Origin of the sequence: Ketobacter sp. MCCC 1A13808, from assembly GCF_009746715.1 — a bacterium.
Lineage (GTDB): Bacteria > Pseudomonadota > Gammaproteobacteria > Pseudomonadales > Ketobacteraceae > Ketobacter.
Window position 1 is genome coordinate 626,687 of the sequence record NZ_VRKW01000002.1, and the last position, 17,129, is coordinate 643,815.

At 52.4% G+C, this 17,129-nt stretch carries 18 protein-coding genes and 1 other RNA gene; 11 read left to right on the plus strand and 8 right to left on the minus strand.

Annotation, left to right across the window (positions count from 1 at the left end):
* Window positions 1–1,347 (minus strand): Xaa-Pro aminopeptidase, encoded by a 1,347-nt coding sequence (gene pepP / locus FT643_RS06675; RefSeq protein WP_317621962.1) that lies wholly within the window; start codon window positions 1,345–1,347, stop codon window positions 1–3.
* Window positions 1,348–1,395: 48 nt separating this feature from the next.
* The gene (locus FT643_RS06680) at window positions 1,396–1,977 is read right to left on the minus strand and encodes a UPF0149 family protein (protein ID WP_156870433.1); all 582 of its coding nucleotides are present in this window, start codon (window positions 1,975–1,977) and stop codon (window positions 1,396–1,398) included.
* A gap of 208 nt (window positions 1,978–2,185) precedes the next feature.
* On the opposite strand from FT643_RS06680, the gene FT643_RS06685 reads away from it, so the two are divergent.
* From FT643_RS06685 to FT643_RS06700, 4 genes are all read left to right on the plus strand, one after another.
* Complete coding sequence (locus FT643_RS06685; protein WP_156870434.1) at window positions 2,186–2,401, plus strand: TIGR02449 family protein; 216 nt, start codon at window positions 2,186–2,188, stop codon at window positions 2,399–2,401.
* A complete protein-coding gene (locus tag FT643_RS06690; RefSeq protein ID WP_156870436.1) occupies window positions 2,398–2,712 on the plus strand; it encodes a cell division protein ZapA in 315 nt (104 codons plus the stop codon). Before FT643_RS06685 ends, FT643_RS06690 begins: the two co-directional genes overlap by 4 nt.
* Window positions 2,713–2,810: 98 nt before the next feature.
* Window positions 2,811–2,990, plus strand: a non-coding RNA gene (ssrS, locus tag FT643_RS06695) — 6S RNA.
* A 64-nt stretch (window positions 2,991–3,054) separates the two neighbouring features.
* Complete coding sequence (locus tag FT643_RS06700; protein WP_156870438.1) at window positions 3,055–3,696, plus strand: 5-formyltetrahydrofolate cyclo-ligase; 642 nt, start codon at window positions 3,055–3,057, stop codon at window positions 3,694–3,696.
* Between the two features lie 130 nt (window positions 3,697–3,826).
* On the opposite strand, the gene FT643_RS23675 is transcribed toward FT643_RS06700, so the two are convergent.
* Together FT643_RS23675 and ilvA are read right to left on the minus strand one after the other, a co-directional pair.
* On the minus strand, window positions 3,827–3,952 hold the full coding sequence (locus tag FT643_RS23675) for a hypothetical protein (RefSeq protein ID WP_255473884.1): 126 nt from the start codon (window positions 3,950–3,952) through the stop codon (window positions 3,827–3,829).
* 373 nt (window positions 3,953–4,325) lie between these two features.
* Window positions 4,326–5,852, minus strand: a complete 1,527-nt coding sequence (gene ilvA / locus FT643_RS06705; protein WP_156870440.1) for a threonine ammonia-lyase, biosynthetic — start codon at window positions 5,850–5,852, stop codon at window positions 4,326–4,328.
* Between the two features lie 170 nt (window positions 5,853–6,022).
* Here ilvA and rpiA point away from each other — a divergent pair, with 170 nt between their 5' ends.
* Entirely contained in the window at window positions 6,023–6,685 is a 663-nt protein-coding gene (rpiA, locus tag FT643_RS06710) for a ribose-5-phosphate isomerase RpiA (RefSeq protein ID WP_156870442.1), read from the plus strand.
* A gap of 84 nt (window positions 6,686–6,769) precedes the next feature.
* On the opposite strand, the gene FT643_RS06715 is transcribed toward rpiA, so the two are convergent.
* From FT643_RS06715 to FT643_RS06725, 3 genes are read right to left on the minus strand one after another with little or no spacing between them, the layout of a single operon-like run.
* Complete coding sequence (locus FT643_RS06715; protein ID WP_156870444.1) at window positions 6,770–7,270, minus strand: hypothetical protein; 501 nt, start codon at window positions 7,268–7,270, stop codon at window positions 6,770–6,772.
* Window positions 7,271–7,325: 55 nt separating this feature from the next.
* On the minus strand, window positions 7,326–8,324 hold the full coding sequence (locus tag FT643_RS06720) for a DUF523 and DUF1722 domain-containing protein (protein WP_156870446.1): 999 nt from the start codon (window positions 8,322–8,324) through the stop codon (window positions 7,326–7,328).
* Complete coding sequence (locus tag FT643_RS06725) at window positions 8,317–9,381, minus strand: NAD(P)/FAD-dependent oxidoreductase (RefSeq protein ID WP_156870448.1); 1,065 nt, start codon at window positions 9,379–9,381, stop codon at window positions 8,317–8,319. The genes FT643_RS06720 and FT643_RS06725 overlap by 8 nt, the downstream gene beginning before the upstream one ends.
* Window positions 9,382–9,494: 113 nt before the next feature.
* Here FT643_RS06725 and FT643_RS06730 point away from each other — a divergent pair, with 113 nt between their 5' ends.
* The 6 genes from FT643_RS06730 (at window position 9,495) to FT643_RS06755 (ending at window position 16,653) form a co-directional block, all read left to right on the plus strand.
* Window positions 9,495–10,382 carry a MerR family transcriptional regulator gene (locus FT643_RS06730; protein ID WP_156870450.1) on the plus strand — a complete coding sequence of 296 codons (888 nt, stop codon included), beginning with the start codon at window positions 9,495–9,497 and terminating at the stop codon, window positions 10,380–10,382.
* A 106-nt stretch (window positions 10,383–10,488) separates the two neighbouring features.
* Window positions 10,489–11,637: an efflux RND transporter periplasmic adaptor subunit gene (locus tag FT643_RS06735; RefSeq protein ID WP_198043365.1), complete on the plus strand. Its 1,149-nt coding sequence runs from the start codon at window positions 10,489–10,491 to the stop codon at window positions 11,635–11,637.
* Window positions 11,637–13,577, plus strand: a complete 1,941-nt coding sequence (locus FT643_RS06740) for a MacB family efflux pump subunit (protein ID WP_156870452.1) — start codon at window positions 11,637–11,639, stop codon at window positions 13,575–13,577. The genes FT643_RS06735 and FT643_RS06740 overlap by 1 nt, the downstream gene beginning before the upstream one ends.
* 61 nt (window positions 13,578–13,638) lie before the next feature.
* Window positions 13,639–15,054 carry an efflux transporter outer membrane subunit gene (locus tag FT643_RS06745; RefSeq protein WP_198043366.1) on the plus strand — a complete coding sequence of 472 codons (1,416 nt, stop codon included), beginning with the start codon at window positions 13,639–13,641 and terminating at the stop codon, window positions 15,052–15,054.
* Between the two features lie 116 nt (window positions 15,055–15,170).
* Window positions 15,171–15,626, plus strand: coding sequence for a CopD family protein (locus FT643_RS06750; RefSeq protein WP_156870456.1), 456 nt, complete (start codon window positions 15,171–15,173; stop codon window positions 15,624–15,626).
* A gap of 25 nt (window positions 15,627–15,651) precedes the next feature.
* On the plus strand, window positions 15,652–16,653 hold the full coding sequence (locus FT643_RS06755; protein WP_156870458.1) for a metal-dependent hydrolase: 1,002 nt from the start codon (window positions 15,652–15,654) through the stop codon (window positions 16,651–16,653).
* 21 nt (window positions 16,654–16,674) lie between these two features.
* On the opposite strand, the gene FT643_RS06760 is transcribed toward FT643_RS06755, so the two are convergent.
* The gene (locus FT643_RS06760) at window positions 16,675–17,100 is read right to left on the minus strand and encodes a hypothetical protein (protein ID WP_156870460.1); all 426 of its coding nucleotides are present in this window, start codon (window positions 17,098–17,100) and stop codon (window positions 16,675–16,677) included.
* Window positions 17,101–17,129: the final 29 nt, after the last annotated feature.

Consider the following 17,129-nt stretch of genomic DNA (forward strand, 5'->3'; position numbering starts at 1 on the left):
TTAGGCAACACGGCGCGGCGAACGACCACGAGATTTTGCCATCATGGCTTCAATTGCGTCAGGATCTTTAGTCGCACCCCGGGTAAGCACCTTGCGGCCTTTCTCTGTCACCAAGACATCATCCTCGATACGGATCCCGATACCGCGCCATTTGGGATCGACGCTCGCTTCATCCACGGCCACATAGATGCCGGGCTCCACTGTCAGCACCATGCCGGGCTCCAGTTCGCGCCAGGCACCACCCACTTTGTAGTCCCCAACATCGTGCACGTCCATGCCCAGCCAATGACCGGTGCGATGCATATAGAACGGTTTGTAAGCTTCGCATTCGATCAACTCACTCAGCTTGCCCTGCAGCAACCCCAGCGCCAGCAGCCCTTTGGTTAAAACCAGTACAGCCGCTTCATGCGGTTGGTTCCAGTGGTTGCCGGGCTTGACCTGTTTAATGGCGGCCAGTTGGGCTTTCAGAACCACATCGTAGAGTGCGCGCTGTTCAGGACTGAATTTGCCGTTCACAGGGAAGGTCCGGGTTATATCCGCCGCATAATGCTGATACTCCGCCCCGGCATCGATCAGCACCAAATCCCCGTCTCTCAGCTCCGCGTCGTTTTCAACATAATGCAAAATACAGCCATTAGCACCACCGCCAACAATGCTCGAATAAGCGGGAAAGCGGCTGCCATGACGACCGAACTCATGCAGAAACTCCGCTTCCAGCTGGAACTCCATCATTCCCGGACGGCAGACTTCCATCGCTCGCATGTGTGCTTTCGCTGTCATCTCTGCCGCCACTTGCATTACGCTGATTTCCGCTTTGCTTTTAAACAGACGCATATCATGCAGCAAGTGGTCCAGTGCAATAAACTCCCCCGGTGGATGCGCGCCGTTGCGGACCTTGGCCCGTATGGTGTTAACCCATTCCATCACCTGCCGGTCGAAATCCTGGTCGCGCCCCATGGCGTAATATACGCGCTCCGAACCTTCCAGCAGACCCGGTAGAATTTCATCAATATCGCCAATCGGGAACGCGTCATCGGCGCCGTAATTCTTGACGACCCCTTCCGGCCCGGCCCGATAGCCATTCCAGATTTCCATTTCGCGATCACGTTCACGACAAAACACCACATACTCACCGTGCTCACGGCCGGGTATCAAAACCAGAACCGCTTCCGGTTCCGGAAAACCGGAGAGGTAAAAAAAGTCGCTGTCCTGTCGGTAGGGGTATTCGGTATCCCGGCTGCGGGTTCGCATCGGAGCGGATGGGATAATGGCAATGCTGTCCGGTTCCATCATAGCCATCAATTGTTTACGGCGCTGGGCAAATTCTTTTTTGGTTATCGTCATAATATCCTGGCAATGTTCTGGGGCTGACTCGATCTGTAAAAACAGATCCTATTAATGGATTGTGGCACCGGGCGGAATCAGATTATCGCGATCCAGGCCAAACTCGGTATAGATCATCAACGCAGCCATACGCACATACTCCACCACTTCGAAATAGGCCGCTTCACCGTCCTCTTCACCCTCAATATCCGTATCAACCTGGCTAATCTGCTGAATATCCCGCAGCGCGTTCATGGCGTCTTCGGTGAACTCTTCCACCTTGCGGCTACCCGCTGCACCGAAGCCGGCCAGAAACCCCGAACACCACTCCGCTAAGGACCCTAACCGGTCCCCCAACGGATCTTCATCGTCCGGTAGCAAGGGCGAGAAATTAAATTGGTCATCACTGAGCTCTTCCAGCGTAAACCGGTGCAGCTCGCTGAACCACTCACGGGCGTTTTCCCAGGGTTCGCCTTTCACGCCAAGATTAGTCATGAATTGGCGGAGCCAGGCAGGGGTATCGTCCAACAACCCCCCACTAAGCTGGCCGCATAGGATGCCGTGGGCTTCTGACGGGGTTGCCAGGGCATCGATTTTGCGCAACTCTGCTTCCAGCTCGTAGTAATCCAGAACGTCTTCAACTTGCAGAGACATAGTGTGTAATCCTGTATTCAAACACGTTTAATGATTGTACCACGGCATCCTGAAGTGCAAAGCCAGGAATCCCCGCAATGGCCTGCTAAGCTTAAATCAGAATCGCTTCACAAAGCGAATCCCCGGGGAGGCTCGGTAAGATTGTTTACCATGACCGTTGCGGAGCTTTCGTGTACCATTAAATCCACAAAAATATGCGAATCGGCCTATGAACAAAATTGAGCAGCTTTTCAAGAATCTGGAAACCCGCGTTGACGAATTCATTGACCTATGTGAAGAATACAAACGGCACAACAAGTCCCTGCAGCACAGGGAAACCCAGCTCTCAGAGGAACGTGCCAATTTAATGAAGAAAAATGACCTGGCACGAGCCAAGGTGGAAGCAATGATTTCTCGTCTGAAATCGCTGGAGCAGGATTCATGAGCGACGAACTACATACACTACATGTCAGTATTCTGGACCGGGATTATGGTGTCAGCTGCCCGCCAGCGGAAGTGGACGACCTGAAAAGCTCGGCCCGTCTGCTGGATGAGCGCATGCGTGAAATCCGTCGTAGTGGAAAGATTGTAGGGGTCGACCGCATCGCGGTTATGGCGGCCTTAAATATTGCCCATGAACTTATCAGGGCGAAATCCGAACTGGAGCATTACGACCGCGTCACAGAAAAGCAGCTTGCAAAACTCAATGAAAAAATCGAGCGTGCGCTGGCCAGTGCACGCCAAATGGATCTGTAAACCTGAAGCCCACACCTCACGCCTGAAACACGCCCGGCATCACAAGCCTGACTAACCGATTCGTGTACTGCGCCGACTTCCGTTATAATCAGCGACTCAGTCCCCTGCGCTGTTCGAGCTTCTGGCCTATGTCCCTGAGCCGATGCTTTTTCACCCGGGGGTTACGGCTGATATGGGCGTGCATGTCCGCACGACGGAAAGCCCGAAATATCACAGTAACCACCACCTTGAACCTTGGGTTCAAGGGCTACCGCCAGTCACGGCAGAACGGGGGGCGCTTAAATTCAGCGCGAACGATTTATCCGAAGTTATACAGAAAAAGTAAGGTAGGTACATCGCACCTTGGAACCGCCAGCATCTGCAATCCCGGACAACTCTGCCAGCGCCAAGGGCTCATTACGCAAAAGTCTGCGCCAACAACGACGCAGCCTTTCCCGCCGCCAGCAACAGGAAGCCTCACGCGGCCTTTGCAAACAACTCGCCAGATTGCCGGCTTTCATCAATAGCCGCCGCGTGGCAGCCTATATCCCCAACGACGGGGAAATCAATCTGCAACCTTTACTGGAATTGGCATGGCGGATGGGCAAGAAAATCTATCTGCCGGTACTGCACCCCTTCAAAACCGGTCATTTGCTCTTTATGGCTCACACTCCGGGCCAGCCGCTCGCCAAAAATCGCTTTGGTATTCCCGAACCTTTATGTAACCAGGATAGCCGCTGTGCGGTCTGGACGCTGGACCTGGTACTGACTCCGCTGGTGGGGTTTGACGATCAGGGCAAGCGTATGGGCATGGGCGGCGGGTTTTACGACCGGACATTCGCCTATCTAAACCAGGCTACCGGGCACGCAAAACCTTACCTGATTGGGGTGGCCCATGAGTGTCAGAGAGTCAAAACACTGCCCAGCGAAAGCTGGGATATTGCGATGAACCTGGTTGTCACGGACCAGAATACCTATGTCAGCCAGCCGCCAACACACATATAAAGCATTGAACCGGTTCAACTTTTGTATACGCCTGGACTTGAGATCGGAACCACTATATTTGGTACAATCAGGAACGCTCTGGAACAATAACTGGTTCGCGCGGACGCGCTCAAACCGGTGTTTTACCTATTCATCTAATAGAAAACTGCTTGGCGACCACTTCCGGATCTGGCTGACCCTGGGTATAGGAGCTGGCAAGCACGCCGAGTCCTAACACCAACATCAACACCACCAAAAGATCTGGCTTTTTCTTCATTTCTCACTTGCCTCGTTAAAAATACCCTATCCTTTCAATAACGAGCGGATAAGACACTCCCAGCTAATTTTAATAATCATTTCCGGCTTTTGCTCGGCCCATTGGTGGCTGGATTTTTTGCACCCAATTGGCATCGATCACCTAGAATCGAGCAAAAGGCGATAAAACACTTCATATACCCTATCTTCTTTCCCTAACTATAGTCCAGCTTCTGTACCAAACCAGCTGGCAGGTGAGTAACAGCTCACATTTCGAACAAACATTGATCGGTTAGGCAAAAAAGAAGGGAGCACCGTCAATGGGCACGCCCATTAGCGTTGAAGCTAACACGAGCCGATTAGCTTTAACAGCACCCGCCTGAAAAAACCCCGTTTTACTTTAAAAATAAGCGATAGGCGGGATTCGCACTTTCCTCCCAGTAGGGAAACCCGATTTCTGCAAAATACTTTTTCAACTGACTGCGCTCTCTAGGGGGCACTTGCAGCCCGACCAGAATCCGGCCAAAAGCGGCGCCGTGATTGCGGTAGTGAAAAACACTGATATTCCAGTATTGTCCCAGCTTGCCCAGAAAATCCATCAATGCGCCCGGCCGCTCCGGAAACTCGAAGCGATAGAGCACTTCATCCGGGATTCCTGCATTGCCGGAGCCCGGACCGCGCCCACCGACCATATGGCGAATATGCAATTTCGCCATTTCATTACCGGACAAATCCAGCACCTGATAACCCTTTGCTTCCAAGCTGGAGACAATTTGGTTGCGCTCCACCGAATCACTGGTTTGTACACCCACAAAGACATGGGCTGCATCGGCACTGGAAAACCGATAGTTGAATTCAGTGATAGAGCGCCTGCCAAGATGCTGACAGAAGCGCCGAAAGCTGCCCGGCTTTTCGGGAATGGTCACGGCAAACACCGCTTCACGTTGCTCCCCGATTTCGGCCCGCTCGGCAATATGGCGTAAACGATCGAAATTGACGTTTGCGCCGCTGCAAATCGCCATCAAATTTGCATCTCGGATACCGCTGCGTTCAATGTACTTTTTCAGCCCGGCAACCGCGAGCGCACCGGCAGGTTCATTGATGGAGCGGGTATCATCGAACAGGTCTTTGATCGCTGCGCACATCTCATCAGTAGTTACAGTAATCACTTCGTCGACGTATTTACGTGCCAACTTGAAGGTCTCTTTTCCTACCTGGCGCACTGCAACACCATCCGCAAACAAGCCTACCTGCGGTAGCATCACCCTGCGCCCCGCCTTCAATGCCGCTTGCAGACAGTTGGAGTCCACCGGTTCAACACCAATCACCTTAATTTCCGGTCGCAGATATTTAATATACGTGGACACGCCTGCAATTAGCCCTCCTCCCCCAACCGGCACAAACACTGCTTCAAGAGGCCCGGTGTGCTGCCGCAGTATTTCCATGCCCACGGTGCCCTGTCCCGCAATCACATCAATGTCGTCAAATGGATGAATATAAGTGTAACCGTGCTTGTCCAGAAGCTTGTTGGCTTCCGCCGCCGCCTGGTCATAGGCGTCGCCGTGTAACACCACCTTTCCGCCCAATGCCCGTACCGCCTTCACTTTAATCTCTGGCGTCGTTTGCGGCATAACGATCACTGCTTTAATTCCCAACCGGGTCGCAGCCAGCGCGACACCCTGCGCATGATTACCCGCTGACGCGCAGATTACTCCGCGTGTTTTCTCTTCTTCATTCAAATGCACGATTTTGTTATAGGCTCCTCTCACCTTGAAAGAGAAGACCGGTTGCAGATCTTCGCGTTTCAGCAGCACACTGTTCTGCAGCTTTCGGGACAAGGAGCGGGCACGCTCTACCGGTGTTTCTACGGCGACATCATAGACCCGGGCCTGAAGTATTTTCTTAATGGTACGGATGGGCATATGCTTTGAATATTCCTGGGCATTTTATTCTTTTAGAGTAGCGCAAGCATACACTAATTGCGGGATTACGCCCATTTGGAGGCTGTTTTCCCGGCTTATAGTACGTATAATTCCCTTCTTGCTCTGCCAATCCCGCCCATTCTCACAGCCACTCAATCAGGAACCCGAATATGCATCAGGATGAAATGAAAAAAGCGGTTGCCAAAGCCGCACTGCAATACGTAGAAGAAGGCATAGTCGTTGGCGTGGGGACCGGCTCCACTGCTAACCACTTCATCGATTTCCTGGCTGCTGATATGAAAGGTTTAATCGAGGGCGCTGTCGCCAGCTCAGAGGCCACCCGCGACCGTCTGAAAGATCACGGCATCCCGGTTTATGACCTGAATGCTGTGGATGAAATTCCGGTTTATATTGACGGTGCAGATGAAGTGGACGCCAACCTGAACCTGATTAAAGGCGGCGGCGGTGCGCTGACTCGCGAAAAAATAATTGCGGCAGTCGCACACAAGTTTATCTGTATTGCCGATAGCAGCAAAAAGGTCAATGTTCTGGGCGACTATCCGCTACCGATTGAAGTCATTCCCATGGCACGCAGCCAGGTTGCACGGGAAATCGTGAAGCTGGGGGGTGACCCGGTGTATCGCGAAGGCTTTGTTACCGACAACGGGAATATTATTCTCGACATTCACCACATGCAGATTGCGGAACCCGTTAAACTGGAACAGCAGCTCAACAATATTGTGGGTGTCGTAACAAATGGGCTATTTGCCCTGCGCAGTGCAGACATTTTGTTACTTGGCAGTGAAACCGGAGTGCAGACCATTACCCGATGAACGCGACGCAGTTGGTATAAAGCCAGAAACAAGCCCCATGTATCCCGTTATGGGGCAGGCATCTGGCGCCACACCCAAATAAAATCAATCGTCTTCTTCCTGATTATCTTCAAATACCTCAGGATAAATAATTTTAATCTCGTCGGGGATCAAACCCAGCCAATCCGCAATGATTTCCTCTTCGCGTTCGGTATTGAAAGAGGCCTCGAAGTCGATCAACTCGAAATAGGATTCGCCTTCTGCGTTCAGCGCATAAAATTCAGTGATTCCATGTTCATGATTAATACTGCCGTAGGCTTCAATTTCTTTGCCGTACTTCACTAACGTTTGCATTACCGGCATCCAATCTTCTCCGGAAATAATAATAGCCAGGACGCCATTCCTGGATTCAACGCCTTCATGCAAAAACAAATCATGGTCCGTTTCCGGTATCTGTTGGCTATAGCTTTTCTGGCTAAGATCAATTCCGGCTTCCGCAAACAGCGTCTCGAGCGCCTCCTTACTTACTCCTTCATCATCTTCACAAAGTAAATCAATCAGGTGGCCGGACAGCTTTAGTAATATCGTTCCATTAGCCTCGGACATAGCAACTCCTCAATTCAGCCGGGCGGTTTCAGGCAGCGTAGTGTATACCCGAATATCAGAATAAGCGATTCGCCAGACCCAGGCTTTCGGGGTAAGGACTCAAGTAGTACTGAGAGCGAATATAATCATTTCCATATTGCCGGACATAGTGGTTCAGAAGCGTCAGCGGCGCTACCAGTGGCACAATTCCCTGACGATATTGATGAATAATTGATTCAATATTCTGCCTTGCTTGGGACGGTACCGAATTTTTTAAGTAGCCCAACACATGCATTAACGCATTGCTGTGGTTGCGGGCATCTGCCGGCTTGGAAATCGCTTCCATAAAAGCGGCAAAGTAGTTTGGCAGCAATTGATCAAGCTCAGTGCGGTCGATGTTGGCCAGCAGTTTCCCCAGTGATTTGTAAGCAGCCTGATTATGGGCCATCAAAAGGTATTTGTAGCGACTGTGAAAGGTAATTAATTTTTTTGGTGTAGGCTGGTCTAAAACATCCACCCGAAAGTTTCGATGAGCGTACACCCGCAGGATAAAATTCTCACACAATTTGGCGTCGTGCAGGCGGCCCTCTTCTTCCAATGGTAACTGTGGATACTGCGCTTTTAATGCCGCCGTGAACAGGCCCGATACCCGCTGCTCATGAGGATAACCACTTGGCTGATAGACTTTTATTCTTTCCAAACCGCAGCTGGGTGAGTTTTTCATTAGGATGTAGCCATCCAATTCCGCGAATTGATCAAGCTTACCTGCAAACCCTTGCCGCAGACGCGCGCTCAAATTGACCCCAGGGCGATTACTGTAGGTTAATGTTGGGGAATCGGGTTGTCCCACCAAGCGCATGGCGGGTCTCGGAGTTCCAAAACCCGCCGCCATTTCCGGACAGAACGTTTGGTATGAAAAGTACTTACTGAGCTGCTGCAAGCATAATTTTGACTGACTGGCGCCGCCGTTGAAGCGCACCGGCTGGCCGGCCAAACAGGCACTCAAACCCACCGGAATACGTTCATCCGGCTCCCTGTGTAACTCGATTGCATCTTCGCGTCTGGGGCTATTCATCGCTTTTCTCCTTTGAACCGGTTTTAATTATTTGCGCACTCACTAATTGTTGAGCGCTCATCAACGCGCCGTCAATTCCACCGCCCATCAACCAATCAGCACAAATCCCAATATTGAGTTGTTGGCTCCAGAGATAGCCGGGATCTTCTGAAGCGCAACGCTGCTGGGCAAGCAGCCAGCGATGGCAGGAGACTACGGCTGGGTCCGCAACACCGCCGACTGATCCCAGAAAAGCCTGCTTCATACTCTGCGCTACGTGCTCAGGCTGAGCATGCAAATGGTCGTCTGCCCAATTGAACGTACTGTGCAAGACCCAGTATTCACCTTCATGACGCCGGAACGGCTTACTGCTGTCGCGGATGGCTTCTGCCAGCACTGGATGCTCACCGCGATAAACATCCGCCAACTGCGGTTGCGCCGTAGAAAAATGCAAAACCGCGACCCATTGCGCCTGCGTCTGCCTGACTGCGTTATCCATAACCGGTAACCACGGGCCCGGCCAATCGAACAAGGGCCTGGTCTGTTGCGCCGGTGCGGTAATGATGATTTGCCTGGCCTTGGCAAAAAGAGCGCCCTGCTCGCCCAGCAATATCCAGTCCGTGTTCTCTCTTTCCAACCGGACAACCCTGCTGCAAGACATTACCGGAATCGTTGCAGTGAGATGCCGGTGCAAAAAGTTCATGCTGGGGGCACCGCACAACCGTTCCTCGTTGCTTGGTTTACTACCCTCTCCAAAGTGACCGACAGCGAAGGACCACCGAGCGACGCAGCCCTGCTCCGACCAATGCTGCAGTCGCTCCCGCCAAAGCTGCGCTTGTTGAGTACCGCGCAACAAGCGCTCGTCGCTGAAACCCGGCGCACCCAAATCTACAACGCCCGCCGCCAGCTTGCGGCGACTGGCACGGCCACCGACGCCCCGACTTTTCTCAATCATACAGACGGTAAAACCCGATTCCGCCAGTATAGAGGCCGCTAAGCATCCAGCGGTGCCCGCCCCAACCACAGCCACATCGTAGGAATCGGTCAACGAATTCTTCGAATCGGTTATAGTCAGCATGTTTGGCCCTCAAATTTCCTATACAAACAATAGTATTGTATAAGTTATAATTGTACAAACATAAAATTGTACAAGAATATATGTCACCTTCAGGCTAAAGGAGTTAGTAAGCGTTGTCAGACTCAGATCAAACCGGTACCAACCGATTCCCTATCAGGGAGCTTTGTGCGCGGACCCAGGTAAATAGTGTCACCTTGCGCGCGTGGGAGCGCCGTTACGGACTGCTCAAGCCCCAACGCACCGACAAAGGCCATCGGCTGTATAGCGAAACGGATGTAAAGCGGGTGGAACAAATAGTGAAATGGATCGGGCGTGGCGTTCCAGTCAGCCGTGTTAAGGACTTGTTGGACACGCCGACGGTTAAAACACCCATGGATACGGAAACTTCCGCAGACAATGGTGCATGGCAGCACGCGACCACTCGCCTCAGCTCAGCAGTGCAGAGTATGTCTGCCGCCAAGGTAGACTCCTGCCTGCACGAGTACTTTCTGAATTATCCCGTGGACACTTGCCGCATTCACCTACTGGAACCCGTGTTTCGTTCGCTACAATCCAGTTCAAGCGGGTTGGCGGCCAGCGCATTCCTGCAAAGCGAGCTGATGCGCTATGTCGTGCAGCGCTTAGCCCAGAGCAAAAACGCGACCGGCTCAACCGAGCTGCAACTAATCTGTGGCGAAAATACCCCGATTTGGCGGTTGGCAATGGCTGCATTGTCTCTAACAGACGCGGGACAACCGGTTCAACTTATCAATCAACCCTGCAGCGTAAAAGTATGGCTTGATCTGATCAAGACTGCCCCCCGAAAACCACGACTGATATTTCAAAACGGCATTTGGCGCGCAGAAGAAAAAGCGCAGATTACAACGATACTGGGTCCGGAGTTGTGGCTTTGCGGCGCGGCGCCGATGACTTCAGGTATTGCGGAGCAACATCCCGATATCGGTACCGCATTTTATCCCACGCCGGAGAGTGCGATCGCGGCCCTGCTGCACCGCAGCTGAGACAGGCCTGATTCGCCGCTTCGGTAAAAGTTCATATTTCTTGCAATATTCCAAACCATACTGAATTTAAGCGGGTTTAATTTTCAGCAATTGGTGGGTGACAGCAGTGAAATCGATTCTTTGGGTCGGAGGCATAATGGCAGTGGTGATTGCCATTGGGTGGTGGGCCACGTCCGACAGCGAGCCGGAGCATAGCGGAGCTACCGTGAGCGTCAAACGCGGCGACATCGAAAAAGTCGTAACGGCTCAAGGCAGTATTCAGCCTCGCTCTTATGTTGATGTGGGAGCGCAGGTTTCCGGACAATTAAATCATCTGCACGTTTCAGTAGGAGACACGGTCAGCAAAGGGCAACTACTAGCAGAAATCGATGCTGCCGTACAACAGGCCCGCGTTGATGCCGACCGCGCACAGCTGGATGCACTCAGAGCCCAACTATCGCAAGCCAAAGCGCAATGGAAGTTAGCCCGTCTGCAATACGAGCGTCAAGACAATCTCCGCAAGGCCAACGCCACTAGTGAGGATGAATACCAAATTGCAGAAGCCTCGGTGGCCAGCGCTGAAGCACAAGTGAAAGCCTTGCAGGCACAAATAAAACAAACCACATCCACGCTCACTGAAGATGAGGCTACTCTTGGCTACACTCGTATTTTCGCCCCCATGGACGGCATTGTTGTCAGCTTGGAAGTGCGGGAGGGAGTAACCCTGAACACCAACCAGACTACACCGCTGCTAATGCGTATAGCCGACTTATCTACCGTCACTGTAGAAGCGGAAGTCTCAGAAGCGGACGTCACCCAATTGAACATCGGGATGCCGGTCTACTTTTCCCTTATTGGTAGTTCCAACCGCACCTGGAACAGCACGCTACGGCAGATCTTACCGACGCCTCTGGTTGAAAATAATGTGGTGCTGTATACCGCCCTATTCGATGTGGAAAATACCGGTGGCTATCTGATGTCTGGCATGACAGCGCAAATCTCATTTGTTCTGGCGTCAGCGGCACACACCATCCTGGTGCCCGTAGCGGCACTGGAACCGTTACCAACAGACCCGAAATCCCCGGCCAGACGCTACCAGGTCGCAGTAAAGCAAGGCGAAAAAATCACGCAACGGGAGGTCAGCGTCGGCGTCCGCAACCGGATTCAGGCGCAGATCCAGTCCGGGCTGAAAGAAGGTGAGCTCGTGGTATTAGCCGGTGCGAAAGAGCCCGTTATTCAGAAAGCCCGAAGACCTCGCGGACCGGGACTATTCTGATGGATTGCCCGACTCAACAGGCCTTGATCTCACTGCGGGGCGTTGGCAAAACGTTCGGCCACGGTGAACTTGCCGTTCAGGTATTAAAAAATATAAACCTGGACATCCAAGCCGGCGAGTTCGTGGCCATTGTGGGCGCCAGCGGCTCCGGCAAATCCACGCTGATGTATCTGCTGGGATGCCTGGATACGCCCTCCTGCGGCGAATACTATTTTGGCGGTGAACCCGTTAAGCAGCTGAATTCAGATCAGCTTGCCCGCTTACGCCGTGAAGGATTTGGTTTCGTTTTCCAGAGTTACCATTTGATTGCCAATGCCACGGCTCTGGAAAACGTGGAAGTACCTGCCATCTACGCAGGCCTTTCCCGCCAGCAACGTCGTGACCGGGCACGTGCATTATTGCAACGGCTGGGATTGGGTGAACGAACAGAATACAAACCCGGACAACTGTCAGGCGGCCAGCAACAGAGAGTGTCGATCGCACGTGCATTAATTAATGGCGGGCAGGTCATCCTTGCAGACGAACCCACCGGCGCACTGGACAGTAGAAGTGGTGCCGAAGTCATGGCCCTGCTAGAGGAACTGGCGGACCAGGGCCATACCGTCATTATCATTACCCACGACCGGGAGGTAGCCAGTCGCGCACGCCGGCGAATTGAAATCCTGGATGGTGACATCATTGCCGATAGCGGCGAACACGCCGACGCGGCACTGGCAGCATACCAACCGGCGTCCCGCGCTGACCCAAACCCCGCAGAAGAATTAAAAGAAGCCGCGGGCATGGCATTTCGCTCCCTGCACGCTAATTTATTTCGCACCCTACTCACGCTATTGGGCATTGTAATTGGGGTCGCCTCGGTAGTCGCCATGCTGGCCATTGGCGAAGGCGCAAAACAATCGGTTCTTCAGCGCATTAACTCTATGGGCTCCAACCTGCTAATGGTTCACCCCCAGGGCAGGGGGCGCTTGGGTGAAAATGGCGTGGTCTCGTTGGTACCGCACGATGCAGACACCCTGAGCCAGCTGCCGAACGTGGCTAACGCGGTGCCTGAAAATGAAGGCAATGTGACTGCACGGGCCGGAGCCGAAGATATCAACACCAACGTAACCGCAACCACCTGGCGCTACCCTGAGCAGCGGAACTGGCCAGTAGTGTGGGGCACATTTTTCACACCGGAAGATGAGCAAAGTTATGCTACCGTGGCGGTGATCGGACAAACCGTCTCCTCGTCTTTATTTCAAAATAAAGATCCACTCGGCCGCTATATCCTGCTCAACAATGTGCCATTTCAGGTAATCGGCATTATGGATGAAAAAGGCGCTACCGGCTGGGGAAGAGACGCAGACGATGTTATTTTTGTGCCGTTATCCACGGGCAATCTAAGGCTGTTTGGACAATCCAATGTGCGGTCTATAACTCTCTCCGTTGCCGACACGACCGCGATGTCGAGTGTTGAAAAAGAAATTGAAGGCGCACTCAAAGAACTGCACGGGAACGCGGATTTTCGCATACGTAATATGGCGGATATTATTGAGGCCGTTTCCGAAACCCAAAACACGCTGACCGTCTTGCTCGGTTCCATTGCGGCAATTTCTCTCTTGGTCGGAGGGATTGGCGTGATGAACATCATGCTGGTCAGTGTCACGGAACGCATCCATGAAATTGGCTTGCGGGTTGCGACCGGAGCACGTACACGCAATATCCTGCAGCAATTTCTGGTAGAAGCAATCGCAGTAGCCGCGCTGGGCGGTGTCCTCGGCGTGGTGCTGGGGATTATCGTTGGCCTCATTGTCGGCCAACTCGGAATGTCCGTGGTGTTTTCAATTTCCACAATGATTCTGGCGTTCGCCTGTGCCGCAGGCACCGGTTTGATTTTCGGGTTCGCGCCGGCGCTGAAGGCGGCAAGGCTGAATCCGGTTGTGGCACTGTCCAGTGACTGAAATCCTGCAGCATAATGTTTTTCGCAACAGCCAAATAATTTTCGTAAAGAGCATGAATCGCATGGCATCACCTCACTTGAATCTTATCCCCAAGCCAATACGCGACGGCAAATTAGCTTCACTTTGTATGCTGGCGGTATTGATCTCTGCCTGCACTTTGTCGCCAGAAGTTGAGCGTCCTGCTGTACCGGTGGTAAGCAATTGGGACTATGCAGACGACTCGACGCAACATACACCGCCACCACCGGCTGATTGGTGGCGGGGATTTGGCTCACAACCACTGGATCAATTGGTGCGAAGGGCTCTGCAACAAAACCTGGAAATCGCAGCGGCCCAGGCACGATTACGACAGGCCCAGTCCCAGGTCACCATAGCCTCCGCTTCGTTGTGGCCATCGCTATCGCTTTCCGGTCTGGCAGAACACAGCGGGAGCAGCCAAAACAGCGACCGTGATCACGCTTATTCTGCGGCAGGCGCGGCCAGCTATGAGCTGGACCTATGGGGTTCTAACCGAGCCACTCGTAATGCCGCAATCGCGCAACGGGATGCCGTTCAGTTTGATCAAGCAACCGTTCGCACTACCACGGTTGCATCGGTGGTCAATCGCTATCTGGAATGGTTGGCGCTGGAAGAACGCATTCGGGTAGCTAACAACAATCTAACCAACGCGCAACAAGTTCTGGACGTGGTAGAGGCGCGCTATCGTTACGGTGCCGACACGGCACTGTCACTAGCACAGCAACGGGCACAAGTGGCAAGCCAGACAGCAGCGATACCTTCACTGCAACAGCAAGCCAGGCAGGCGCGCGCAGCACTCGCCGTTTTGTCAGGCCGACCGGCACAGGGATTTACTCTGGAAAGCACCCGCTTGGATCATCTCCGACTACCGGAAACCACTCAGGATCTGCCCGCTGCGGTATTAGCCCGCCGCCCGGATGTGCAACAGGCAGAAGCGATACTGCAAGCAGCCGGTGCCAACATCGTGGTGGCAAGAGCAGCGCTGTATCCCAGCCTGCGCCTAAATGGCTCTTTGCAGTGGCAGAATGCGCATTCCGGTGATTTGTTTTCGTCTGACCCGTTGTGGTCACTCGCCGGTTCGGTTACCCAGTCACTGTTCCTGGGTGGCAGCCTGCGCGCACAAGTAGAGACCAGCCGATCGGTGTATGAAGAATTAGCTGCAGATTACGTGCGCACCGTGCTCTCTGCGCTGGCAGATGCCGACCTGGCACTGGCGAATGTTCTCTCCCTGCAACGTCAACTGGAAGCTCAGATTGAACAGGAAAATCAGGCCCGAATCGCAAATGAATTGGCACAAACCCGTTACCGCGCGGGTGGAGTGGATTTGCTCACTGTACTGGAGACACAGCGCTCACTGTTCAGTGCGCAGGATAGCCGCCTGCAATTGCAGCTCGCTCGCTTTCAGGGAATGGTTACCCTCTATCGGGAATTAGGGGCAGTACCGCCTCCCGATCTATAATCAGTCGAAAACTACCTCCGAGAATGTAAAACCGATATAAAATCCGGTGCGCAACAAGCGCAGCACTGTTAAGGTAAGTCTGAATTTCACCGACAGTTACCCCAATCGAGGTCACTATGATATTGACAATCCCGCTGCATGTTCTCGGCGCGGTTATTTGGGTAGGCGGGATGTTTTTCGCTTATATGGCGCTACGGCCCGCCGCCGCGCAAATGCTGGAACCCCCCTTGCGATTGATGCTTTGGGTAGGGGTATTTAACCGCTTCTTCCCCTGGGTATGGGTGGCGATCGCAATTCTTCTGCTTACGGGGTTCTGGATGGTGTTCGCTGTGATGGGCGGAATGGGCGGTGTAGGACTTCATGTCCACCTTATGCTTACCCTGGGCATTGCAATGATGCTGATATTCGCCCATTTGTACTTTGCACCCTTCAAGCGCCTGAAGTTAGCCGTGCAAAATGAAGACTGGCCCGAGGGTGGTAAGCGCCTGGTACAGATTCGTCGCACGGTGGGATTGAATTTATGTTTGGGTATTCTCACCGTGGTGGTGGCTACCGCAGGGCATTACATTTGAAAATTAGCAGGAAGACAAGAGCTGAATGGATCCTCTAACACAAGGCGTGCTGGGCGCCGCTGCGGGACAATTAAAGAGTAAGCGTGAACACCTCCTTTACGGCACGGTGTTAGGCGCATTAGGTGGAATGGCCGCGGATTTAGATATCTTGATCAGATCAATGACGGATCCGATGCTCGCCCTGACTTTTCATCGTCACTTCACTCACTCCCTTTTCTTTATTCCTATTGGCGGAGCGATCTGTGGTATCGCGCTTTATTTTTTACTGGGCAGGCGATGGCAATTAACGTTGCCGCAAACCATAACCTGGTGTGTGCTCGGTTACGCAACTCATGCTTTGCTGGATGGTTGTACCTCCTATGGTACTCAGCTTTTATGGCCGCTGAGCAATAAGCGATTTTCGTGGGATATCATCGCTGTTGTCGATTTTCTATTTACAGTTCCCCTTTTGGTCGCTGTCTGGCTAACCCTTAAAACCCAATCTAAATACTGGCTCGTGGGGGGGCTGATATGGTGCTGTTGTTATCTGAGCTTTGGATTTATACAACATCAACGGGCCGTCAAAATCGGACAGGAAATCGCGCAAAGCAGAGATCACCAGGGTGTCATAATCGAAGCCAAGCCAAGTTTGGGTAATTTATGGGTGTGGAAATCCGTGTACGAACATGACGGTCTTTTTTATGTCGATGCAGTGAAACCGGGCATTTCAAGCGAAATGATATGGCTAGGCGATTCTATAAAAAAGTTAGATATCGCAAGAGACCTTCCCTGGCTGGACAAGAACTCTCAGCAATATAAAGACGTATTGAAATTTAATTGGTTTTCAGCAGGCTATACCGCAATAGATCCGGATAATTCCAATCGTATCGTAGATATTCGTTACTCTTTATTGCCCCAGGAGATTAATCCGCTGTGGGGCATCGAGTTATCGCAGCAGAAACCAGTCAATGATCACGTAACGTATTACACCCAACGAGATAATCCGGGGCAGGCGCTGCAAGCACTTATTAACATGGTAATGGAGTAACACACGAAGCAAACACTTCGCCTAACTACAACCTTCTGTGTTTTTTGAGAGCATCACATTGGGTGTATTGCGAACCAGCGCTGCTGCGTCCATCGCACCAGCTTCAATTAATATAAGCTTGCCTGCCCGAAATGAAAATCGAATAATATCAGGCTGTTCACCGACGGCATTTATTACACTGAATTCACCGCATACGAATTCCACTCCCCCTTCACCATAAACTGATCGCACGTTCTGGAATAATATATGTCCGTGCTCAACCTGCAGTTGTGAGTGCACCGCTGCCTTGGCCTGCTTCACAATGGTTTTTTCGAATACGGGAGCGGCGGTCACCGCCAGTTCAGGAACCGGCTCCGCCACTGCTTCGGGTTTGGGTTTAAATTCATAGACTTCAGCACCAAAAGTGTGAACTGACAAGATTACAAATACGAGCGCCAGAAATTTCAAGGTAACCCCCTGATAGCAATGCATCACAA